The following is a 23223-nucleotide window of genomic DNA, read 5'->3' as shown; positions in this document are numbered from 1 at the left end:
CGGGAGGGCGCTTGGTGTTTGGGTGGCGCTCGTGGCGCGGAATGTCACCGTGGGCGCTCAGGCCCACGGCACAGGGGCTGGCCCTATTTCTCCACGCTGACGCCGTAGAAGGAGTTCAGTGCGAAGGGGCTGATCTTGAAGCCCTTCACCTTGTCGCTCATCGGCTGGTAGACGGTGGAGTGGGCGATCGGCGTGATCGGCACCTGCTCCTTGAGGATGTGCTGGGCCTTTTGATACAGCTCGGTGCGCTTGGCCTGGTCGGACGTCGCCTTGGCCTGCTTGATCAGGTCGTCGTAGGGCTTGTAGCACCACTTGGAGAAGTTGTTCCCGTCCATGGCATCGCAGCCGTAGAGGGTGCCCAGCCAGTTGTCGGGGTCACCGTTGTCTCCGCTCCAGCCGATCAACATGGCGCCTTGCTCGCCGCCTTTGGAACGCTTGATGTACTCGCCCCACTCGTAGCTGACGATCTTGGCCTTGATGCCGATCTTGGCCCAGTCGGACTGAAGCATTTCGGCCATCAGCTTGGCATTGGGGTTGTAGGGGCGCTGTACCGGCATGGCCCACAGGGTGATCTCGGTGCCTTCCTTGACGCCGGCTTCCTTGAGCAGTTGCTTGGCTTTTTCCGGGTCGTACTTGGCGTCCTTGATGGTGGTGTCGTAGGACCACTGGGTCGGCGGCATGGCGTTGACCGCCAGCTGGCCGGCGCCCTGGTACACCGATTCGATGATCTGCTGCTTGTTCACCGCCATGTCCAGCGCCTGGCGGACTTTGAGCTGGGACAGCGGGTTGGCTTCGCTGCTGCCCTTGATCTTGTCCATCACGTTGTAGGCGATGTAGCCGAGGTTGAAGCCGGCCTGTTCAGGCATCTGCAGCTTCGGATCCTTCTTCAGCGGCTCGATGTCCGCCGGGCGTGGGAACAGGGTGACCTGGCACTCGTTCTTCTTGAGCTTCTGCATGCGCACCGAGGCGTCGGTGCTGATGGCGAAGATCAGGTTGTCGATCTTCACGTCATCGGGGTTCCAGTAGTCCTTGTTGCCCTTGAAGCGGATCTGGGCGTCCTTCTGGTACTTGCTGAACACGAACGGACCGGTGCCGATCGGCTTCTGGTTGATGTCGGCCGCCTTACCCTGCTTGAGCAACTGGTCGGCATATTCGGCGGACTGGATCGAGGCGAAGCTCATCGCCAGGTTCTGAATGAAAGCAGCGTCCACTTCGTTGAGGGTGAAGCGCACGGTGTGATCGTCGATCTTCTCGAGACGGGCGATGTTCTTGTCCATGCCCATGTCGGTGAAGTAGGGGAATTCGGTGGGGTAGGCTTTGCGGAATGGATGGTTCTTGTCGAGCATGCGGTTGAAGGTGAACAACACGTCGTCGGCATTGAACTCGCGGGTCGGCTTGAAGAAGTCGGTGGTGTGGAATTTGACGCCTTCGCGTAGATGGAAGGTGTAGGTCTTGCCGTCGTCGGAGACTTCCCATTTGGTCGCCAGGCCTGGGATGACGGCGGTGCCGCCGCGCTCGAACTGGGTCAGGCGGTTGAAGATGGTTTCGGCCGAGGCGTCGAAGTCGGTTCCTGTGGTGTATTGGCCAGGGTCGAAGCCTGCGGGGCTGCCTTCGGAGCAGAACACCAGGTTGGTTGCGGCGAGCGCGGAGGGTGCGCCGGCGAGCAAGCCTGCGCCGACCAGGAACGGAATGACTGCGTGTTTAAGCATGGTGGCCTCATTGTTGTCATTTTTCGATTGAGGCGGCCTCGTGAGCCGACCTGCGGATACTTATGCAGGGTAGATTGCCAATGCAACAGGCAGAGGGATAGTTGACGTCAAAATAGTGGGACTGACGTACATGGATGTCGCATCCATATAATTTTCATGAAAGTTGAACGTTTGCGCGGGATTTTAGAAGGCAATTTGCCAGATATTTTCAAACTTTGAAGTCAATAGGAAAGTGGCCGGAACGCTGTAGGAATGAGATTTTGGAACTGTCAGTTCCAGTTAACGCATCAACATCGAAGCGACGGGCATTGCACCCATCGCTTCGGTTCATGGTGATCGATCAGGGCATCTGGACTTCGATCAGGCCATCGGCGTTCATGCTGACTTCGCTTGTACCGGCTTCGATGTCCGGCGCGGGGGCGGCTTCATCGGCCGCCATGGCTTTCATCGCCATCGGCGCGCTGCGCAGGTACGGGCGGGGGTAGCCGCTGCTGTTGAGGTTCAGGCTGACCACTTTGTAGCCCTTGCCGCCGAGGGCTTCAGTGGCCAGTTGGGCGCGTGCCTTGAAGGCGTCGACCGCTTCCTTGAGCAAGGCGTCCTCGTTGCTCTTGCGGGTGGCCTGGGCGATGGAGAAGTCCATGCCGCCCATCTTCAGGTCCTGCAGCAGTTCGCCGGTGAGCTTGGACAGGGCCGGGAAATCGGCGCTCTCCAGGCGCAGCTCGGCGCGTTCGCGCCAGCCGGTGATCTTCTGGCCTTTGCTGTCATAGACCGGGTAGCTGTTGCGGCTGCCCTGGCTGATCTTCACGTCCTTCACCTGGCGTGCCTGCTGTACGGCCTTGTTCATGGTCTCGGTGATTTCCTTGGCCAGCTTGCCCGGGTCGTTGTTCTGGGCTTCGCTGTACAGGGTGACGACCATCAGGTCGCGCGCCACTTCCTTGGTGACTTCGGCGCGCAGCGAAACCTGGTTGTAGCGCGGCGCATCGTCCGCCAACGCCGGCAGGCTGGCCAGCAGGCCACAGGACAGGATCAGCGCGGTGCCACGACGAGGGATGTGCATGTAGGACTCCTTTGCAAATGAAGGCGCGGGCGTTGTCCATCCCGCGCATGGCCCATCAGACCGGGAACAGTGTAGTGGGTTCCTAAATGCCATCATGAACCTGTGACAAAGTGTGGCGCTTTGCCGCATCGCTGCAGCGGGGCGTCTGGCTTCGGTATACTCCGGACGATTTTCCTGGAGCACTCATCAGGAGAGCTCATGCTCGCTGCCGTCCATCCGCTGTCCGCTACCCGCCAGAATCTCTGGCGTCTGACCTTCATTCGTATCCTGGTCCTGGCCGCCCAGGCCGGTTCCGTGGGCGTGGCCTACTGGACCGAGCTGGTGCCGCTGCCCTGGCTGTCGCTGGCCGTGACCCTGGCCCTGTCGTCGTTGCTGTGTGCCTTCACCGCCTTGCGCCTGCGCCTGTCGCTGCCGGTCACCGAACTCGAATATGCCCTGCAACTGGCTTGTGACCTGCTGATCCACAGTGCTCTGCTGTATTACTCCGGCGGCTCGACCAATCCGTTCGTATCCTACTACCTGGTGCCGCTGGCGATCGCCGCGGTGACCTTGCCGTGGATCTATTCGCTGGTGCTGTCCGGTATCGCGCTGGTGGCTTATAGCCTGTTGCTGGTGCAGTTCTACCCGCTCGAGACCCTGCCCATGGCGCGGGAGAAGATGCAGGTCTACGGCATGTGGCTGAGCATTGCCTTGGCAGCCGGTGTGATCACCTTCTTCGCCGCACGCATGGCCGAGGAGCTTCGTCGCCAGGAGAAACTGCGCGCCGATCGCCGCGAGGAGAGCCTGCGAGACGAGCAGTTGCTGGCCGTGGCCACCCAGGCCGCTGGCGCCGCCCACGAGCTGGGCACCCCCCTGGCGACCATGAGCGTGCTGCTCAACGAAATGCGTCAGGACCACGCCGACCCGCAATTGCAGGAAGACCTGGAGATCCTTCAGGACCAGGTCAAGCTGTGCAAGGAGACCTTGCAGCAACTGGTCCGCGCCGCCGAAGCCAACCGCCGCCTGAGCGTGGTCGAGCAGGAGGTGACCGCCTGGCTGGATGAAGCGCTCAACCGCTGGCACCTCATGCGTCCGGAGGCCACCTACCGCTTCCAGCGCCTGCGCGATGGCCAGGTTCCGTGCCTGACGCCTCCCCCGGACCTGACCCAGGCCCTGTTGAACCTGCTGAACAACGCTGCCGATGCTTGCCCCGAGGATCTGGAAGTTCGCTTGGACTGGAATGCCCAGGACATCATCATCACGATCCGCGATCATGGCCCTGGCGTCCCCATCGCCATCGCCGAGGCGATCGGCAAACCCTTCTTTACCACCAAGGGCAAAGGTTTCGGCCTGGGCCTCTTCCTGAGCAAGGCCAGCGTGACCCGTGCTGGCGGCTCGGTGAAACTCTATAGTCATGAACAGGGCGGCACCCTCACCGAGCTGCGCCTGCCCCATGGCAAGCGAGGAGATGAACGATGAGCGAAGAAAACCTGGTCGAAGGCGAAGAGCTGCCGCACCTGTTGCTGGTGGATGACGACGCCACCTTCACCCGCGTCATGGCGCGGGCAATGAGCCGCCGCGGATTTCGTGTAAGTACCGCATCCTCTGCCGAGGAGGGGTTGGTGCTGGCCAAGCAGGACGTGCCTGACTACGCGACCCTGGATCTGAAGATGGACGGCGACTCGGGGCTGGCGTTGCTGCCCAAGTTGCTGGAGCTGGACCCGGAGATGCGGGTGTTGATCCTGACGGGCTATTCGAGCATTGCCACCGCGGTCGAGGCCATCAAGCGCGGTGCCTGCAACTACCTGTGCAAGCCGGCGGACGCTGATGATGTGTTGGCGGCGTTGTTGTCCGAGCATGCGGACCTGGATTCGTTGGTGCCGGAGAATCCGATGTCGGTGGATCGCCTGCAGTGGGAGCATATCCAGCGGGTGTTGGCCGAACATGACGGGAACATTTCCGCGACGGCGCGGGCGCTTGGGATGCATCGGCGGACGTTGCAGCGCAAGTTGCAGAAGCGGCCTGTGCGGCGGTGATTCTTTGTGGTTTGTTGGTTTTGAGGTTTGTGGGCTTATCCGTTTGATTTGTCGACGGTTAGTCACCTTTCCGCCCTTACGGCGGGTCACTTTGGTCTTGGCCAAAGTAACCAAAGCCGCTGCGCCCCCGCATACGGCCCGGCGCTTCGCACCGGGTCCCCTCGCTGCGGTGTCTTGCGGGGCCTCGCGGCCTCCGGCTGGCTGCGCCAGCCTCCATCTCGCGACTTCGGCTACGCCGAAGGGCGCTGCGCACCTGCCCCTACAGACACCTCCGCTCGGCCTGCTGATGGGGCGCAAGTTACAGGCGGCGCCTGGGCTGGCGTTGTTTTTCAGTGAGGTGGGTGTTGAGTTTTCCGGCCATTCGCGGGTGAACCCGCTCCCACAGGTACAGCGCCGCTCTCATGGGCAGCGGTGAACCTGTGGGAGCGGGTTTACCCGCGAATGGGCCGGCACAAACAACAAATAATTAGCTTGTTTGCCGTTGCCGTTGATGCGCAATGGACCAGACACCATCAATCGCGACCTCAGGAGGCCGAGTGTAGGTGTCTGTAGGGGCAGGCGCGCAGCGCCCTTCGGCGGGAGCCGAAGTCGCGAGATGGAGGCTGGCGCAGCCAGCCGGAGGCCGCGAAGCCCCGCAAGACACCGCAGCGAGGGAACCCGGTGCGAAGCGCCGGGCCGGATGTGGGAGCCAGCGGCTTTTGCCTACTTTTGCCCAAGAGCAAAAGTAGGTCGCCGTAAAGGCGAAAAGCGCCGGTGGCGCCCCCACCAAACCTGGATATTCACACAGCCTGAAAGCCCAACATGCAGGAAGCTTCCTAAATCACCGCCAATTCCCCGCAAATTCCACCACTCGCGTATCATTAGCCACCTAACGGCAACCCCCCCCCAGGACCCGCAATGCTCGCCCTCCTCATCCAGACGCTGAACATTACGGCCCCGGTGTTCGCCATGCTGTTCATGGGCGTGCTCCTCAAACGCATCCGTCTGATCGACGACAACTTCATCAAAGTCGCCTCGACCCTGGTCTTCAACGTCTGCATGCCAGCCCTGCTGTTCCTGGGCATCTATCACGCCGACCTCGCCACAGCCGTCAAACCCGGGGTTCTGGTGTATTTCATCATCGCCACCCTGGCAGGCTTCGCCATGGCCTGGGGCCTGGCCATCTGGCGCTGTCCGCCAGCCGACCGCGGCATCTATACCCAGGGTGCCTTTCGCGGCAACAACGGTGTGATCGGCCTGGCCCTGGCTGCAAGTCTGTATGGCGACTACGGCATCTCCCTGGGGGCGGTACTCGCAGGGTTGGTGATCCTTCTGTACAACTCACTGTCGGTGGTGGTCCTGGCGGTGTACAGCCCAGACCTTAAATCTGACCCCTGGAGTATCTGCAAGAGCATCCTGAGCAACCCGCTGATTATCAGCGTGCTGCTCGCCGCACCGATGGCCTACGCCCAGGTTCCATTGCCCAATTGGTTGCTCACCTCCAGCGACTACCTGGCGCAGATGACCCTACCGCTGGCGCTGATTTGCATCGGCGGCACCTTGTCCCTCGCGGCGTTGCGTGACAGCGGCAAGCTGGCCATCGATGCCAGCCTGGTCAAAGTCGTCTGGCTGCCATTGCTCGGCACCCTGGGCGCCTGGTTGTGGGGCTTCCGAGGCGCGGAACTGGGCATCCTGTTCCTCTACATCGGTAGCCCGACCGCCGCAGCCAGCTACGTGATGGCACGAGCTGCCAATGGCAATCATGAACTGGCGGCCTCGATCATCGTGATCACCACGCTACTTGCTGCGATCACCACCAATATCGGCATTTTCATCTTGCAGTGGGGCGGATGGATCTAGATCCTTGACTGCAAACAACACCAACAACACTGCCTCCCGAACTGAGGACACTTCATGCAAGACCAGAGCACGCCCGAGCGGTTGCAGCGCGGGCTGAAGAATCGCCATATCCAGCTCATCGCGCTGGGCGGGGCCATCGGCACCGGGCTTTTCCTGGGAATCGCCCAGACCATCCAGTTGGCCGGCCCGTCCGTACTGCTGGGCTACGCCATCGCCGGCCTGATGGCTTTCCTGATCATGCGCCAACTGGGCGAGATGGTGGTCGAAGAGCCTGTCGCCGGCAGCTTCAGTCACTTCGCCCACCAGTATTGGAGCGAATTCGCAGGCTTCGTCTCCGGCTGGAACTACTGGGTGGTCTATGTCCTGGTCGGTATGGCCGAGCTCACTGCGGTGGGCATCTACGTGCAGTATTGGTGGCCGGATTTCCCCACCTGGGCCACGGCGGCGATCTTCTTCGTGGTGATCAACGCCATCAACCTGACCCAGGTGAAGGTCTACGGTGAACTGGAGTTCTGGTTCGCCCTGGTCAAAGTGGTAGCCATCGTCAGCATGATCGGCTTTGGCGCGTGGCTGCTGGGCAGTGGTCATGGTGGGCCGGACGCGAGTGTGGCCAACCTGTGGCAGTACGGCGGGTTCTTCCCCAATGGTGTCACCGGGTTGATCATGGCCTTGGCGGTGATCATGTTCTCTTTCGGCGGCCTGGAATTGGTGGGGATCACCGCCGCGGAAGCGGACAACCCGCGCGAAAGCATCCCGAAGGCCACCAACCAGGTGGTCTATCGCATCCTGATCTTCTACATCGGCGCCTTGGCGGTGCTGTTGTCGCTCTACCCTTGGCAGAAAGTCGTGCAGGGCGGCAGCCCGTTCGTGATGATCTTCCATGAGCTGGACAGCGATCTGGTCGCGACCATCCTCAACGTGGTGGTACTGACCGCGGCGCTCTCGGTGTACAACAGCTGCGTGTATGCAAACAGCCGCATGTTGTTCGGCCTGGCCAGCCAGGGCGATGCGCCGCGCCAACTGCTGAAGGTCAGTCGCCGTGGTGTACCGTTGACCGCGCTGGGTGTCTCTGCGCTGGCAACGGGGCTGTGCGTGCTGATCAACTACCTGATGCCGGGCGAGGCGTTCGGTTTGCTGATGGCGCTGGCGGTCTCGGCACTGGTGATCAACTGGGCGAGCATCAGTATCACCCACTTGAAGTTCCGCAAGGCCAAGCTGGCGGCGGGGATCACACCGTTCTACCGCAGCCTGGGGCACCCGCTGTCCAACTACCTGTGCCTGGCGTTCATCGTGTTGATCCTGGTGGTGATGTACCTGACGCCACCGATCCGCATTTCCGTGATGTTGATCCCGCTATGGATCGCGGTGTTGTGGGTGGCCTTCAAACTAAAGAAAGCTCGTCAGGCCAGATAAGCGCGTCGGCGGCCTTTTTGCGGATGAACCCGTTCCCACCGTATTGCGCCTTCAGTGAAGGCTGCGTCATACCGGTGGGGCCGGGTCTATCCGCGAAAAGGCTGGATGTGGAAAGGCAGGTTCAGCCTTCGTAGCTGTCGATCACTTCCTGTGCCGCGCGGAACGCATCGATCGCCGCCGGCACGCCCGCGTAGACGGCGCAGTGCAACAGCGCTTCGCGAATCTCCTCCACGGTACAGCCATTGTTCAGCGCGCCGCGCACATGGCCTTTGAGCTCCTGAGGGCATTTCAAAGCCGTCAATGCTGCCAGGGTGATCAGGCTGCGGGTCTTGAGCGGCAACCCGTCGCGAGCCCAGACGCTACCCCAGGCGTGTTCGTTGACGAAGTCCTGGAGCGGTTGGGTGAAGTCGGTGGCGTTGTTCAGCGCGCGGTCGACGAAGGCATCGCCCATGACCTGGCGGCGGATCTGCTCGCCGGATTTTTCATGATCGGCCATCTTGTTTTCCTTGAGGGCTAGTGTTGACGGCGCCAGGCACGCACCGTGGTGTACAACAGCACCAGGCCGAGCACCGGCATTACGTAGAAAAGCATGAGCTGTTCCAGGCGACCCGCCAGCGGCATGCCAGTGGTGAACGCCACTACGTGCAGGCCATAGGCCAGATACAGGCAAAGGAACACCAGGCCTTCGGCGCGGGTGACCCGGTAGCCGGAGTAGAACACCGGGAGGCTCAGCGCCGCGACGCCCAGCATCACGGGCAAGTCGAAGTCCAGGGCATTGGGCGAGATGGAAAGAGGCGTGGGCGTGACCAGGGCGGTCAGGCCCAGCACCGCCAGCAGGTTGAACAGGTTGCTGCCGATCACCGTGCCCACGGCGATCTCTCGTTCACCTCGTAGGGCAGCGATCAGTGCTGCCGCCAGTTCAGGCAGCGATGTGCAGACCGCGACGACCGTCAGGCCGATGATCCGCTCGGAAAGGCCCAGGTCGGTGGCGACCTCGACCGCCGCCTCCAGCAGCAGGTGCCCGCCCAGGCTCAGCAGGCCCAGGCCGAAAAGCACCTGTAGCGCCGCGCCGCTCCAGAAGCGCGGAGCGCTACTGTGAACGGCCTCCGGAGCGGGATAGGTGCGGGCATAGTGGCGTGACTGGTGCCAGAGCATGGCCAAGTAGCCCAGCAGTCCAAGCAACAGCAGCAGGCCTTCGAACCGTCCCAGCTGCCCGTTGTTCGCCAGCAGGTAGACCAGCGCGCTGGCGGCGATCATCAGCGGGATATCCAGGCGGACCAGTTGCCGGGAAACGCGCAGCGGTATGATCAGCGCGGCCAGGCCAAGAATCACCAGCACATTGAAGATATTGCTGCCGACCACGCTGCCTAGCGCAACGTCCGGGGCGCCCTGATAGGCCGCTTGCAGGCTCACGGTCAGTTGCGGCGCGGTACTGCCGAAGGCCACCAGGCTCAGGCCGATGATCAGTGGCCGAACGTGCAAACGCGAGGCCAGCCGCAGGGCTGCGCGTACCAGCAGCTCGGCGCCGAGAATGAGCAATACCAGGCCCAGCCCCAATTGCAGGAGGCTGAAGGTGGGGAGGGTGGCCAGGTCGAAAATGGTGGAGACTCCTGTCAGATCAGTCGCTCAGCCCTTGTACCCGGACTCGCGCCGTTCCGCTACGGATCATCCCGATTTTTTCTGCTGCAGCGCGTGACAGGTCGATCAGTCGGCCCCGGGTGTGCGGGCCGCGGTCGTTGATGCGTACGACGACGCTGCGCTTGTTGGCCAGGTTGGTCACCAGCACGCGGCTGCCGAAGGGCAGGCTGCGGTGGGCGGCGGTCAGGCCATGCTGGTTGAAGGGTTCGCCGCTGGCGGTGCGTTTGCCGTGGTGGCGGGAACCGTAATAGGAAGCGGTGCCGGTCTGGTCGTAACCGCGGGAGTCGATGTCGTGGCTGGCGCAGCCGGCCAGCAAGGAGAGGAGAGCGAAGGTGCCGAGGGAACGCTTGATCAAGTCGAAAGCTCCAGGACTGCGGTGTTGAGGCGCTACGCGCCCCATCGCAGTCTTCGCCAGATCCTACAGGATAGCGGCTGTGCCTCCTGCGGAAACTGGCGAAGCCGGCGATGGGCTGCCTAGCAGCCCCAGAACGGAATCACCCTTCGAGCTTGGCTTTGAGCAATTGGTTCACTTGCCCAGGGTTGGCCTTGCCCTTGGACGCCTTCATCGCCTGGCCGACGAAGAAGCCGAACATCTTGCCGCGCTTGGCCTCATCGGCGGCGCGGTACTGTTCGACCTGCTCGGCGTTGGCGGCGAGCATCTCGTCGAGCATCTTGTCGATCGCGCCGGTGTCGGTGACCTGCTTGAGGCCTTTGCTTTCGATGATGCTGTCCGCGTCGCCTTCACCGGCGGCCATGGCCTCGAACACGGTCTTGGCGATCTTGCCGCTGATGGTGTTGTCGCGGATGCGCAGCAGCATGCCGCCAAGCTGTTCGGCGGTGACCGGCGCCTGGTCGATCTCCACGCCCAGCTTGTTGAGCAGGCTGCCCAGCTCGACCATGACCCAGTTGGCGGCAAGCTTGGCGTCGCCACCGATGCGGGTGACGTCCTCGAAATAGTCAGCTTGCTCGCGGCTGGCGGCCAGCACGTTGGCGTCGTAGGCCGACAGGCCGTACTGGCTCTGGAAGCGCTCCACCTTCTGCTGTGGCAGCTCCGGCAGGCTGGCGCGGGTAGCCTCGAGGAAGGCGTCCTCGATCACCACCGGCAGCAGATCCGGGTCGGGGAAGTAACGGTAGTCGTTGGCTTCTTCTTTACTGCGCATCGAGCGCGTTTCGTCTTTGTTCGGGTCGTACAGACGGGTTTCCTGAATGACCTTGCCGCCGTCCTCAATGAGGTCGATCTGACGCTGGATCTCGCTGTTGATCGCGCGCTCGATGAAGCGGAACGAGTTGACGTTCTTGATCTCGCAGCGGGTGCCGAATTCGACCTGGCCTTTCGGGCGGACTGAGACGTTGCAGTCGCAGCGCAGCGAGCCTTCGGCCATGTTGCCATCGCAGATGCCCAGGTAACGCACCAGGGCGTGGATCGCCTTGACGTAGGCCACGGCTTCCTTGGCGTTGCGCATGTCTGGTTCGGAGACGATTTCCAGCAGTGGTGTGCCGGCGCGGTTCAGGTCGATGCCGGTGGAGCCGCTGAAGTCCTCATGCAGGCTCTTGCCGGCGTCTTCTTCCAAGTGCGCACGGGTGATGCCGATGCGCTTGATGGTGCCGTCTTCCAGGGCGATGTCCAGGTGGCCCTTGCCGACGATCGGCAGGTCCATCTGGCTGATCTGGTAGCCCTTGGGCAGGTCCGGGTAGAAGTAGTTCTTGCGCGCGAACACGTTGCGCTTGCCGATCTCGGCGTCGATCGCCAGGCCGAACATGCAGGCCATGCGTACGGCTTCCTGGTTCAGCACCGGCAGTACGCCGGGCATGCCGAGGTCGACCAGGCTGGCCTGGGTGTTCGGCTCCGAGCCGAAGGTGGTGGCGCTGCCGGAGAAGATCTTCGACTGGGTGGCGAGCTGGGTATGAATCTCCAGCCCGATCACAACTTCCCATTGCATGTGTGAATTCCTCAGAAGCCGTTAGGGGCGCGGGTGTGCCAGTCGGTGACTTGCTGGTAGCGGTGCGCGACGTTGAGCAGGCGGCCTTCCTGGAAGTACGGGGCCAGCAGTTGCACGCCGACCGGCAGGCCTTCGACGAAGCCCGCCGGCATCGACAGGCCCGGCAGACCGGCCAAGTTGGCGGTGATGGTGTAGACGTCTTCCAGGTAGGCGGCGACCGGGTCGCTGCTCTTGGCGCCGAGCTTCCAGGCCGGGTTTGGCGTGGTGGGGCCGAGGATCAGATCGACCTGCTCGAAGGCGGCCATGAAGTCGTTCTTGATCAGGCGGCGGATCTGCTGCGCCTTGACGTAGTAGGCATCATAGTAGCCAGCCGACAGGGCGTAGGTGCCGACCATGATGCGTCGTTGCACTTCGATGCCGAAGCCTTCGCCACGGGAGCGCTTGTACAGGTCGGTGAGGTCCTTGGGCTCCTCGCAGCGGTAGCCGAAGCGCACACCGTCGAAACGCGACAGGTTGGAGGAGGCCTCGGCCGGCGCGATCACGTAGTACGCCGGGATGGCGTGCTGCATGTTCGGCAGGCTGATTTCCTTGATCACCGCGCCGAGCTTTTCGAGCTCCTTGACGCTGGCCTGGATCAGGTCGGCGATGCGTGGATCGAGGCCGGCGCCGAAGTACTCCTTGGGCAGGCCGATGCGCAGGCCTTCAAGCGGTGCGTTCAGGCTGGCGCTGTAGTCCGGCACCGGTTCGTCGATGCTGGTGGAGTCCTTGGCGTCGAAGCCGGCCATGCCTTGAAGGAGCAGGGCGCAGTCTTCGGCGGTGCGAGCCATCGGACCGCCCTGGTCGAGGCTCGAGGCGTAGGCGATCATGCCCCAGCGCGAGACGCGGCCGTAGGTCGGCTTGAGGCCGGTGAGGTTGGTTAGCGCGGCTGGCTGGCGGATCGAGCCGCCGGTGTCGGTGCCGGTGGCGGCCGGCAGCAGGCGTGCGGCCACTGCGGCGGCGGAGCCACCCGACGAACCGCCGGGCACGTGCTCGAGGTTCCAGGGGTTCTTGACCGCGCCATAGTGGCTGGATTCGTTGGCCGAGCCCATGGCGAACTCGTCCATGTTGGTCTTGCCCAGGGTGACCATGCCGGCTTCGGCCAGTTTGGCGACTACCGTGGCGTCATAGGGCGCCTTGAAGTTGTCGAGCATCTTCGAGCCGCAGCTGGTGCGGATGCCGTTGGTGCAGAACAGGTCCTTGTGGGCGATGGGCGCGCCGAGCAGAGGGCTGTTCTCGCCGGCGGCGCGGCGGGCGTCGGCGGCGCGGGCCTGCTGCAGGGCCTGCTCTTCGGTGATGCTGATGAAGCTGTTGATCTGTGGGTCGAGCTGCTTGATGCGCGCCAGCAGGGCGCCGGTCAGCTCTTCGGAGGAAAACGACTTGTCGGCGAGTCCACGGGTGATCTCGGCCAGGGTCAATTGATGCATGGCAGGCTCTTTCCCTTACTCGATGACTTTAGGAACCAGGTACAGGCCGTTTTCGGTCGCCGGGGCGATGGCCTGGTAGTGTTCACGCTGATTGCTTTCGGTAACCTGGTCGGGGCGCAGACGCTGGCTGGCCTCCAGAGGGTGGGCCAGGGGTTCGATGCCGTTGGTGTCGACGGCTTGCATCTGGTCGACCAGCCCGAGAATACTGTTCAAGGCATCGGTAATGCGTGGCAGTTCGCCTTCATTCAGGCCCAGGCGGGCCAGATGGGCGATCTTTTCCACGTCGCAGCGTTGAAGCGCCATGGGGATCTCCAGGAAAAACGGAACGGATAGGGTCCGTGGTGAGGAACATGCCAGCCTATTGATGGTCATACGGCCGCGATCATCTGCTGGCGTGCTCGGAAAAACTGCCAATTTAACATATTGGCTCCTTGCCCAAAATCCCCGCCATTGTTAGAGTTTGCCGCACTTTTTTACCCACGCTTTGCCTAGGGTCACTTTCCCATGTTCAAGAAACTGCGTGGCATGTTTTCCAGCGATCTGTCCATCGACCTGGGTACTGCCAACACCCTTATCTACGTGCGTGAGCGCGGTATCGTCCTGAATGAACCCTCGGTTGTTGCCATTCGTACCCACGGCAACCAGAAAAGCGTCGTCGCGGTCGGTACCGAGGCCAAGCGCATGCTGGGCCGTACGCCTGGCAACATCGCTGCCATTCGTCCGATGAAGGACGGCGTGATCGCCGATTTCAGCGTTTGTGAAAAAATGCTGCAGTATTTCATCAACAAGGTTCACGAAAACAGCTTCCTGCAGCCCAGCCCGCGCGTGCTTATCTGCGTGCCGTGCAAATCGACCCAGGTAGAGCGCCGCGCCATTCGCGAGTCCGCCCTGGGGGCCGGTGCCCGTGAGGTGTTCCTGATCGAAGAGCCGATGGCTGCAGCCATCGGTGCCGGCCTGCCGGTAGAAGAAGCCCGCGGCTCGATGGTCGTGGATATCGGCGGTGGTACCACCGAGATCGCCCTGATTTCCCTGAACGGTGTGGTCTACGCCGAATCCGTACGGGTAGGCGGTGATCGCTTCGACGAAGCCATCGTGACCTATGTGCGCCGCAACTACGGCAGCCTGATCGGTGAATCCACCGCCGAGCGCATCAAGCAGGAAATCGGCACCGCCTATCCGGGCGGCGAAGTGCGCGAAGTCGACGTCCGTGGCCGCAACCTGGCCGAGGGTGTACCGCGTGCCTTCACCCTCAACTCCAATGAGGTGCTCGAAGCCCTGCAGGAATCGCTGGCAACCATCGTCCAGGCGGTCAAGAGCGCTTTGGAGCAGTCGCCACCAGAGCTGGCCTCCGACATCGCCGAGCGTGGCCTGGTGCTGACCGGCGGTGGCGCGTTGCTGCGCGACCTCGACAAGCTGCTGGCCCAGGAAACCGGCCTGCCGGTGATCGTCGCCGAAGACCCTCTGACCTGCGTCGCCCGCGGTGGTGGTCGTGCGCTGGAGATGATGGACAAGCACGCCATGGACCTGCTCTCCAGCGAGTGATCCCGCGCGGTCCATGCACGCATGGATTGTGTTCGCCCGGTTTACAGGTAGCACGCACAGTGCTACCTGTATGCGCTGGGCTGGCGTCCGTCCGGGCGTCGTTTCCGTCAACCCGCAAGCAGGCTGGTGCATTGCTTCATGTCCAATGACCTCCTGAATCGTCGTCCACGAGGAACGGCCCATTAAACCGCTTTTCTCCAAGGGCCCCTCGCTGGGCGTTCGTCTCCTGGTACTGGTGGTGCTGTCGGTCGCGCTGATGGTGGTCGATTCGCGCTTCGCGGTGCTCAAACCGGTGCGCAGCCAGATGGGGCTGGTACTGATGGAGTCCTACTGGGTCACCGACTTGCCACAGCGCTTGTGGCAGGGTGTGGCCAGCCAGTTCGGCAGCCGTACCGAGCTGATCGCGGAAAACGAAAAGCTCAAGACCGAGGCCCTGTTGCTGCAGGGGCGCCTGCAGAAATTGGCGGCCCTGACCGAGCAGAACGTGCGGCTGCGCGAACTGCTGAACTCCTCGGCGCTGGTCAACGAGAAGGTCGAAGTGGCCGAGCTCATCGGCGTGGACCCCAACCCGTTCACCCACCGCATCCTCATCAACAAGGGCGAGCGTGACGGCGTGTTCCTCGGTCAGCCGGTGCTCGATGCGCGTGGCCTGATGGGGCAGGTGGTCGAGCTGATGCCCTACACCTCGCGCGTGTTGCTGCTCACCGATACCACCCACAGCATTCCGGTCCAGGTCAACCGCAACGGCCTGCGGGCCATCGCCAGCGGCACCGGTAATCCGGAGCGCCTGGAACTGCGTCATGTGGCTGACACCGCCGACATCAAGGAAGGCGACCTGCTGGTCAGCTCCGGGATGGGCCAGCGCTTCCCTGCAGGTTATCCGGTGGCGACGGTCAATGAAGTGATCCACGATTCCGGCCAGCCGTTTGCAATCGTGCGCGCCATCCCCACCGCCGCGCTCAACCGCAGCCGCTACATGCTGCTGGTGTTCAGCGATCGTCGTACGGCCGAGCAGCGCGCCACCGATGCCGGGATTGCCCAGGAAGAGGCCGACCGCAAAGGCGCGACGGGCAACAGCGGCCAGGGTGCCGGCGAGGGTGCGCCTGCCGCGACACCGGCCCCCGCGACCGCACCTGTCGCACCCGTCGTCCCCGCACCCGCTGCTGCCCCTGCCACGCCGGCAGCGGCTCCCGCGGCACCGCCCCCCTCCCGGAGACAATGATGGCTCGCTCCCGCAGCAAGAACGGCTGGGTGATCTGGCTGACATTCATCATCGGCCTGTTGCTCAGTGTCTCGCCCATGCCCCAGTTCATGGAAGTGTTCCGGCCTATGTGGCTGGCCATGCTGGTATCCTTCTGGACCTTGGCGGTGCCTAACAAGGTCGGCATGACCACCGCATTCATGCTCGGCCTGGCCGAGGACGTGTTGTATGGCACCCTGCTAGGGCAGAACGCCCTGATTCTGACGCTGATCACCTTCCTGGTGCTGTCCTTGCAGCAGCGCCTGCGTATGTATCCCATGTGGCAGCAGAGTCTGGTGATTCTGGTGATCTTCGGCATTGCCCAGCTGATCCAGCTCTGGCTGAGTGCGCTGACCGGCAATCGCCTACCCACCCTGGCGTTGGTCTGGTCGGCGGTCATCAGTGCCTTGCTCTGGCCATGGATCAGCTTTGCCCTGCGCGATTTGCGTCGACGCTTGCATATCAACTGACCGCGATGCCGAATCTGACAGGGAGATGTCGATGACCCCGCTGTACCTGGCCTCAGGCTCCCCGCGCCGTCGTGAACTGCTGGCCCAGATCGGCGTGCCGTTCACTCAGGTCGCCGCCCCCATCGATGAAACACCGCTGCCTGGCGAAGGCGCCGCCGACTATGTCGAGCGTCTGGCTCGGGCCAAGGCGGCCGCAGGTCTTGCCCAGGTCCAAAGCCCAGGAGTGGTGCTGGGCGCCGACACCGCCGTGGTGCTCAAGGGGCGTATCCTCGGCAAGCCCGAAAGCCGTGAACATGCCTTGGCCATGCTGGCCGACCTTTCCGATCGCGAACATCAGGTGCTCACTGCCGTCGCTTTGAGCGACGGCCGGCGTTGCCTGAGTGCCTGCGTGGCGAGCACCGTGCGTTTTCGAGCGATCAGCGCAAGCGAGGCCGAGCGCTACTGGGCCAGCGGCGAGCCGCAGGACAAGGCCGGTGGCTATGCCATCCAGGGCCTTGGCGCGGTCTTCGTCACTGGCCTTGTCGGCAGCTACTCAGCCGTGGTCGGCCTTCCCTTGAGCGAAACCGCCGATCTGCTTGGTCAGTTCGCCATTGCCTGCTGGCAACAGCACGAGGTTCCAGCGCCGCGCTAGCCAGCTACCTGACTGCGATCCATCATTACCGAAGACCTTTGACGAGAGCCTGCCATGAGTGAAGAGATCCTGATCAACATCACCCCGATGGAATCACGCGTGGCAGTGGTGGAAAACGGTGTCCTGCAAGAGGTGCATGTCGAGCGCACCCAGCGTCGTGGCATCGTCGGCAACATCTACAAGGGCAAGGTGGTGCGGGTCCTGCCGGGCATGCAGGCGGCCTTCGTCGACATCGGTCTGGAACGTGCGGCCTTCATCCATGCCTCGGAAATCTCCCAGCGCGAAGGTTCGGCGGTGGAGAACATCACTGCCCTGGTCCATGAGGGCCAGGCGCTGGTGGTCCAGGTGACGAAGGATCCGATCGGCACCAAGGGCGCCCGCCTGACCACCCAATTGTCGATCCCATCGCGCTATCTGGTGTACATGCCACGCAGCAGCCACGTGGGTATTTCGCTGAAGATCGAGGACGAAGCAGAGCGCGAGCGCCTCAAGCAAGTGGTCAGCGATTGCGTGGAAAAAGAAGATATCAAGGACGCTGGTGGCTTCATCCTGCGCACCGCCGCCGAGGGCGCCCGCAGCGACGAAATCCTCCAGGACATCCGCTACCTGCGTCGCCTGTGGGAGCAGATCGGCAGCCAGATCCTGACGTGCGGCGCCCCGTTGGTCATCTACGAGGACCTGGGGCTGGCCTTGCGCACCCTGCGTGATCTGGTCAACCCGAAGATCGAGAAGATCCGCATCGATTCTCGGGAAACCTTCCAGAAAACCACGCAGTTCGTCGCCGAGCTGATGCCTGAAATCGCCGATCGCCTCGAGCATTACCCGGGCGAGCGGCCGATCTTCGACCTGTATGGCGTCGAGGACGAGATCCAGCGTGCCTTGGAGCGCAAGGTACCGCTCAAGTCCGGCGGCTACCTGGTGGTCGATCCTGCCGAGGCGATGACCACTATCGACGTCAACACCGGTGCCTTCGTCGGCCATCGCAACCTCGAAGAGACCATCTTCAAGACCAACCTCGAAGCGGCCACCGCCATTGCCCGGCAACTGCGACTGCGCAACATCGGTGGGATCATCATCATCGACTTCATCGACATGGAAGACGAGGAGCATCAGCGCCAGGTGTTGCGCACCCTGGAGAAGCAGCTTGAGCGGGACCACGCCAAGACCAACATCATTGGCATCACCGAGCTGGGCCTGGTGCAGATGACCCGCAAGCGCACCCGTGAAAGCCTCGAGCAGGTGCTGTGCGAACCCTGCATTGCGTGCCAGGGGCGCGGCAAGCTGAAGACGCCCGAGACGGTATGTTACGAAATTTTCCGGGAGATCCTCCGTGAGGCCCGGGCATACCAGGCCGAGGGCTACCGGGTCTTGGCCAACCAGAAAGTCGTCGATCGTCTGCTCGACGAGGAGTCCGGCAACGTTGCCGAGCTGGAGGCCTTCATTGGCCGGACCATTCGCTTCCAGGTCGAATCCATGTATTCCCAGGAACAATATGATGTGGTGCTGCTCTGACTCGTTCTGAAACCTTTATGTGGCCGACCCTGCTGGCAAAGCCACGGTACCCAGCCATAGTTAAGGGACGACTTGGAGGGCCATGGCCATGGGACGTCTGACCCACGTTCTAGGCGCCTTGACCCGCTGGGGGCTGGGATTCTGCGCCCTGCTGGCGGTGCTGGTGGCGCTGTATGTCAGCCTCGGTCGGGAGCTGGTCCCCTTGGTGGCCGAGTACCGTGCCGAAGTGCAAAGCAAGGCTGAGCAAGCCCTGGGGCTGCCGGTACATGTCGGTGCCCTCGAAGGGCGCTGGAGCGGCCTGGCACCGGTACTGCGGGTGCGCGACCTGCAAGTGGGCGAGGGCGCCTCGGCGTTGCGCCTGGATGAAGTCAAGGCCGTCCCTGACCTATGGGCCAGTCTCAAGGCCCGCGAGCTGCGTTTGGCGCGTATCCAGCTGGGCGGGCTGCAACTGATCCTGCGCGAGGACGAGCAAGGCGCCTGGGCGCTCGAAGGTCTGCCGCGCAAGGACGATACGCCACTGGACCCCGCCCAAGTGCTGCAGCGCCTGCGACAACTGGGCAGGGTCGATGTCTTCGACAGCCAAGTGACCCTCCACCCTTGGCAACGCGACCCCCTCACCCTCACCTATGTGAGCCTGGGCTTGCAGGCCGGTGCGTCTCGTCAGGCGCTGGATCTGCGCGCGACCTTGCCCGATGGCCAGCCCTTGGCCGTCAGTCTGCATGCCCGCGCCAGCGCCAAGGCCTGGCGCGACGGTGAGGTCGAGGCCTACCTGAGCCTGCCGCAAAGCGATTGGGCCCGCTGGTTGCCGCCCCGGCTGTTGGGGCAGTGGAAGGCTCATACCTTGCGGGCGGGCGGAGAGTTCTGGATCGACTGGCGCCAAGGTCAGCTGCAACGCGCGGTGGTGCGCCTCAATGCACCGCAACTGCGCGGTGCCTACAGCGAGCGCAAGGCGGTGACCCTCGATAACCTGGCGTTGACCGCCTGGGTCCAGCGCGGCAAGGACGGCATCGAAGGCGTGGTCGATTCGCTGGCAGTCAGCATCGGCGAGCGGCGCTGGGAAACTCGCGTCCAGCTCAAGCAGCAGACTGGCCAGGAGCCGACTCAGGAAAACTGGCAGATCCAGGCCGACCGGCTTGACCTGACGCCGCTGACGCCGTTGGTCCAGGCGCTGGCGCCATTGCCAGACAAGCTGATGGCCGTGGTGGACGCGCTCAAGGTCACCGGCGCGCTGCGCAATGTGCGTTTGGACGTGCGCCCGAAGGCCGAGGGAAACCAGCGCCTGCAGTTCGCCGCCAATCTCGAGAAGGTTGGCTTCGATGCCTATCACGGCGCGCCAGCGGCCGGGAATGTGAGCGGCAGTATCAGCGGGGACCTGGGGCAAGGGGAGCTGCGCCTGGATACCGACGCCTTCATGCTGCATCTGTATCCTATCTTCGCCAAACCCTGGCACTACCAGAAGGCCAATGCGCGGCTCACCTGGCGTCTGGACCAGGAAGGCTTCACCCTGATCGCGCCTTACATCAAGGTGCTGGGCGAAGAAGGCAAGATCGCTGCGGACTTCCTCATCCGCTTGCTCTTCGAAGAAGGGCGCGAGGACTACATGGACCTGCGCGTCGGCCTGACTGAAGGTGACGGGCGCTACACCGCCAAGTACCTGCCCGAAGTGCTCAGCCCGGCCTTGGACGAGTGGCTGCGCAGCGCCATCGTCAAAGGCAACGTCGATGAGGGCTACTTCCAGTACCAAGGTTCGCTGAACCATGGCGCATCACCTGAGGCGCGCAGTATCAGCCTGTTCTTCAAGGTGCACGATGCGGCGCTGGACTTCCAGCCCGGCTGGCCGCAAGTGCAGCAGGTCGAGGGCGATGTGCTGATCGAGGACAGTGGCGTGCGCATCAAGGCCCGGCATGGCCTGCTGCTCGACACCCAGGTCAGTGATGTCAGCGTCGATATTCCGCATGTCGACGCCGGCGAGCACAGCCATCTGTTCCTCGATGGTGATTTTGATGGTCGCCTGGGCGATGGCCTGAAGATTCTTCAGGAGGCTCCGATCGGTACCGGCGAGATCTTTGCCGGTTGGGAGGGCGAAGGGCCGCTCAAGGGCAAGGTCAAACTCGATATTCCTCTGGCGCATGGCGAGCATCCGAAGGTACAGGTCGATTTCGCCACCGCCGATGCGCGACTTAAGGTTGCCCCGCCGAGCCTGGAGTTGAGCCGCTTGAAGGGCGACTTCAGCTTTGACCTGGACAAGGGCCTCAGCGGCAAGGGCATCAGCCTGCAGGCATTCGGCAAGCCGGTCACGGCGCAGATCTTCGCCGAGGGCCAGCCCGGTCAGATCCAGACCCGCATCGACGCCAGCGGCCAGCTGACCCCCAAGGCGCTGACCGACTGGCTGAAATTCACCCAGCCGCTGCCCGTCTCGGGCGATCTCCCTTACCAGTTGCAGGTCAGCCTGGGCAGTCGCGATAACCGGCTGAGCGTCAACTCCTCGCTCAAAGGCTTGGCGATCGATTTGCCAGCCCCGTTCGGCAAGGCCGCGCAGGATGCCCGCGACAGTCGCTTCAGCATGACGCTGAAAGGGCCTGAGCGGCGTATCGATGCGAGCTATGGCGAGCTTGCCCGCTTCGCCTATGCAGCGCCTGCTGCCACCCTTGCCCAAGGGCGCGGCGAGTTGCTGCTGGGCAGTGGCACTGCCCAGGTGCCGTCTGGCCAGGGGCTGCGAGTGCGGGGCCGGATCGAGTCGCTGGACATTGCGCCCTGGCAAGCGCAAATGGAGCGCTTCGCAGGGCAGGACCCAGGCGGCAATGCGCGGCAGAATCTGCAGGGTGTGGACCTGAGCATCGGGCAGCTCAAGGCGTTCGGCCTCGATCTGAACCAAGCCGTCGTGCGCCTGGTGCGTGGCAGCGCTGCCTGGGATGTGCGCCTGGACAGCCGCGAGGTCATAGGCAACGCGCGTCTGCCCGATGCCAAGGCCGCGCCGATGGTGGTCAGGCTGCAGACCCTGCGCCTGCCGCCTGGGGATCCTGCGGGCAAGCAGCCCGAGGATGCCCCGGACCCGTTGGCCGATTTCGACCCGCGCAAAGTGCCGGCCCTGGATGTCACGGTCGACAAGCTGTACCGCGGCGACGATCTGTTTGGCAGCCTGGCGGTGAAGCTGCGACCCACGCCGCGCGGCATGACTTTCGATGACGTCGACCTGGACCTCAAAGGGCTGCGTATCGATGGCAGCGGTGGCTGGGAGGGCGAGCCGGGGAGCACCGGCAGTTGGTACAAGGGGCGCCTGGAGGGCAAGAACCTGGCCGATGTCCTCAAGGCCTGGGGCTTCGCGCCCACTGCCACCAGTCGTGACTTCCGCCTGGATGTGGATGGCCGCTGGCCCGGCTCGCCGGCGTGGGTGGCGCTAAAGCGCTTCTCCGGCAGTCTTGATGCCGCCTTGCGCTCCGGGCAGTTCGTCGAAGTCGAAGGCAGCGCCCAGGCGCTGCGGGTATTCGGCCTGCTCAACTTCAACTCCATTGGCCGGCGTCTGCGCCTGGACTTCTCCGACCTATTCGACAAGGGCCTGGCCTACGACCGGGTCAAGGGTCTGCTGGTGGCAAGCCAGGGGGTCTATGTGACCCGCGAGCCGATCACCATCAAGGGGCCTTCGAGCAACTTCGAACTCGATGGCACGCTGGACCTGGTGCGCGACCGTGTCGATGCCAACCTGCAGGTCACCTTGCCAGTCACCAACAACCTGCCGTTGGCCGCCTTGATCGTCGGGGCGCCGGCTGTTGGCGGCGCGTTGTTCCTGGTGGATCGGTTGATTGGCGATCGCGTGTCGCGCTTTGCCAGCGTGAACTACCGCATCGAGGGGCCCTGGAAAGAGCCTAAAATGACCTTTGTGAAACCTTTCGAGAAACGCTAATGAAGTCAGCGGTCATTCAGATGGTCAGTCAGGACGATGTGCTGGCCAACCTGCAGCGTGCCAGGGCCCTGTTGGAACAGGCCGCCGACGGCGGCGCCCGCCTGGCCGTGCTGCCAGAGAACTTCGCCGCCATGGGGCGGCGCGATGCGGCGGCGATCGGCCGCGCCGAAGCCCTTGGTCAGGGCCCGATCCTGCCCTGGTTGAAACGCACGGCCCGCGACCTCAGGTTATGGATTGTGGCCGGCACTTTGCCGCTGCCTCCGGTCGACCAGCCTGACGCCAAGGCCCACGCCTGCTCGTTGCTGATCGACGAGCAGGGCGAGGTCGCGGCACGTTACGACAAGTTGCACCTGTTCGATGTGGATGTGGCCGACAACCGCGGGCGCTATCGCGAGTCCGATGACTATGCCCACGGCAGCCAGGTGGTGATCGCCGACACGCCGGTGGGTCGCCTGGGGCTCACCGTGTGCTACGACCTGCGCTTTCCCGAACTGTACAGCGCCTTGCGCATGGCCGGAGCGGAGCTGATCAGCGCACCGGCGGCCTTTACCGCAGTGACCGGCGCAGCCCATTGGGAAGTACTGATTCGTGCGCGGGCCATCGAAACACAGTGCTACCTGCTGGCCGCAGCCCAGGGCGGCACCCACCCGGGACCACGGGAAACCCATGGTCATGCGGCGATCATCGACCCTTGGGGGCGGATCATCGCCGAACAGGCGCGCGGCGAAGGCGTATTGCTGGCCGAGCGCGACAGCGAAGAACAGGCGTCCATCCGGGCGCGAATGCCGGTTGCCTTGCACCGGCGCTTTTTCTCGCAGGACGCTTTGCGGCCTGCGCACACCTCGGAGTGACT

Annotated in this window: 19 protein-coding genes; 11 read left to right on the top strand and 8 right to left on the bottom strand. The window is 63.3% G+C overall.

What is annotated here, in order from left to right:
- Positions 1 to 83 precede the first annotated feature (83 nt).
- On the bottom strand, positions 84 to 1709 hold the full coding sequence (locus tag ACNFCH_RS05220; RefSeq protein ID WP_416742384.1) for an ABC transporter substrate-binding protein: 1626 nt from the start codon (positions 1707 to 1709) through the stop codon (positions 84 to 86).
- Positions 1710 to 2049: 340 nt separating this feature from the next.
- Positions 2050 to 2766: an SIMPL domain-containing protein gene (locus tag ACNFCH_RS05215; RefSeq protein ID WP_043208170.1), complete on the bottom strand. Its 717-nt coding sequence runs from the start codon at positions 2764 to 2766 to the stop codon at positions 2050 to 2052.
- A 198-nt stretch (positions 2767 to 2964) separates the two neighbouring features.
- Here ACNFCH_RS05215 and ACNFCH_RS05210 point away from each other — a divergent pair, with 198 nt between their 5' ends.
- The 4 genes from ACNFCH_RS05210 (at position 2965) to ACNFCH_RS05195 (ending at position 8033) form a co-directional block, all read left to right on the top strand.
- Positions 2965 to 4224, top strand: coding sequence for an ATP-binding protein (locus tag ACNFCH_RS05210; RefSeq protein WP_196162910.1), 1260 nt, complete (start codon positions 2965 to 2967; stop codon positions 4222 to 4224).
- Positions 4221 to 4781 (top strand): response regulator transcription factor, encoded by a 561-nt coding sequence (locus ACNFCH_RS05205; RefSeq protein WP_070093026.1) that lies wholly within the window; start codon positions 4221 to 4223, stop codon positions 4779 to 4781. Before ACNFCH_RS05210 ends, ACNFCH_RS05205 begins: the two co-directional genes overlap by 4 nt.
- 897 nt (positions 4782 to 5678) lie before the next feature.
- Complete coding sequence (locus ACNFCH_RS05200; protein ID WP_416742383.1) at positions 5679 to 6620, top strand: AEC family transporter; 942 nt, start codon at positions 5679 to 5681, stop codon at positions 6618 to 6620.
- 54 nt (positions 6621 to 6674) lie between these two features.
- Positions 6675 to 8033, top strand: coding sequence for an amino acid permease (locus ACNFCH_RS05195; protein ID WP_337158810.1), 1359 nt, complete (start codon positions 6675 to 6677; stop codon positions 8031 to 8033).
- 121 nt (positions 8034 to 8154) lie between these two features.
- Here the strand turns inward: ACNFCH_RS05195 and ACNFCH_RS05190 are convergent, their stop codons facing one another.
- From ACNFCH_RS05190 to gatC, 6 genes are all read right to left on the bottom strand, one after another.
- Positions 8155 to 8529, bottom strand: a complete 375-nt coding sequence (locus ACNFCH_RS05190; RefSeq protein ID WP_070093023.1) for a carboxymuconolactone decarboxylase family protein — start codon at positions 8527 to 8529, stop codon at positions 8155 to 8157.
- Positions 8530 to 8546: 17 nt separating this feature from the next.
- Entirely contained in the window at positions 8547 to 9590 is a 1044-nt protein-coding gene (locus ACNFCH_RS05185; RefSeq protein ID WP_416742382.1) for a calcium/sodium antiporter, read from the bottom strand.
- Between the two features lie 61 nt (positions 9591 to 9651).
- Positions 9652 to 10026, bottom strand: a complete 375-nt coding sequence (locus ACNFCH_RS05180; protein WP_337158812.1) for a septal ring lytic transglycosylase RlpA family protein — start codon at positions 10024 to 10026, stop codon at positions 9652 to 9654.
- A gap of 139 nt (positions 10027 to 10165) precedes the next feature.
- The gene (gene gatB, locus ACNFCH_RS05175) at positions 10166 to 11611 is read right to left on the bottom strand and encodes an Asp-tRNA(Asn)/Glu-tRNA(Gln) amidotransferase subunit GatB (protein WP_337158813.1); all 1446 of its coding nucleotides are present in this window, start codon (positions 11609 to 11611) and stop codon (positions 10166 to 10168) included.
- A gap of 11 nt (positions 11612 to 11622) precedes the next feature.
- Positions 11623 to 13074, bottom strand: a complete 1452-nt coding sequence (gene gatA, locus ACNFCH_RS05170; RefSeq protein ID WP_323114509.1) for an Asp-tRNA(Asn)/Glu-tRNA(Gln) amidotransferase subunit GatA — start codon at positions 13072 to 13074, stop codon at positions 11623 to 11625.
- A gap of 15 nt (positions 13075 to 13089) precedes the next feature.
- Positions 13090 to 13377, bottom strand: coding sequence for an Asp-tRNA(Asn)/Glu-tRNA(Gln) amidotransferase subunit GatC (gene gatC, locus ACNFCH_RS05165; protein WP_416742381.1), 288 nt, complete (start codon positions 13375 to 13377; stop codon positions 13090 to 13092).
- A 201-nt stretch (positions 13378 to 13578) separates the two neighbouring features.
- On the opposite strand from gatC, the gene mreB reads away from it, so the two are divergent.
- The 7 genes from mreB (at position 13579) to ACNFCH_RS05130 (ending at position 23221) form a co-directional block, all read left to right on the top strand.
- On the top strand, positions 13579 to 14616 hold the full coding sequence (gene mreB, locus ACNFCH_RS05160; RefSeq protein ID WP_003255163.1) for a rod shape-determining protein MreB: 1038 nt from the start codon (positions 13579 to 13581) through the stop codon (positions 14614 to 14616).
- A 211-nt stretch (positions 14617 to 14827) separates the two neighbouring features.
- On the top strand, positions 14828 to 15838 hold the full coding sequence (gene mreC, locus ACNFCH_RS05155) for a rod shape-determining protein MreC (protein WP_416742391.1): 1011 nt from the start codon (positions 14828 to 14830) through the stop codon (positions 15836 to 15838).
- Entirely contained in the window at positions 15838 to 16326 is a 489-nt protein-coding gene (gene mreD, locus ACNFCH_RS05150) for a rod shape-determining protein MreD (protein WP_196162903.1), read from the top strand. Before mreC ends, mreD begins: the two co-directional genes overlap by 1 nt.
- 31 nt (positions 16327 to 16357) lie before the next feature.
- Positions 16358 to 16957 carry a Maf family protein gene (locus ACNFCH_RS05145; protein WP_416742380.1) on the top strand — a complete coding sequence of 200 codons (600 nt, stop codon included), beginning with the start codon at positions 16358 to 16360 and terminating at the stop codon, positions 16955 to 16957.
- Between the two features lie 54 nt (positions 16958 to 17011).
- Positions 17012 to 18469, top strand: a complete 1458-nt coding sequence (rng, locus tag ACNFCH_RS05140) for a ribonuclease G (RefSeq protein WP_416742379.1) — start codon at positions 17012 to 17014, stop codon at positions 18467 to 18469.
- A gap of 82 nt (positions 18470 to 18551) precedes the next feature.
- Complete coding sequence (locus tag ACNFCH_RS05135; protein ID WP_416742378.1) at positions 18552 to 22370, top strand: YhdP family protein; 3819 nt, start codon at positions 18552 to 18554, stop codon at positions 22368 to 22370.
- The gene (locus tag ACNFCH_RS05130; RefSeq protein ID WP_416742377.1) at positions 22370 to 23221 is read left to right on the top strand and encodes a carbon-nitrogen hydrolase family protein; all 852 of its coding nucleotides are present in this window, start codon (positions 22370 to 22372) and stop codon (positions 23219 to 23221) included. Before ACNFCH_RS05135 ends, ACNFCH_RS05130 begins: the two co-directional genes overlap by 1 nt.
- Positions 23222 to 23223: the final 2 nt, after the last annotated feature.

It is taken from the genome of Pseudomonas sp. NY15354 (assembly GCF_048068075.1).
Taxonomy (GTDB): Bacteria; Pseudomonadota; Gammaproteobacteria; order Pseudomonadales; family Pseudomonadaceae; genus Aquipseudomonas; species Aquipseudomonas guariconensis_C.
This window is presented reverse-complemented; position numbering and strand designations above follow the sequence as displayed.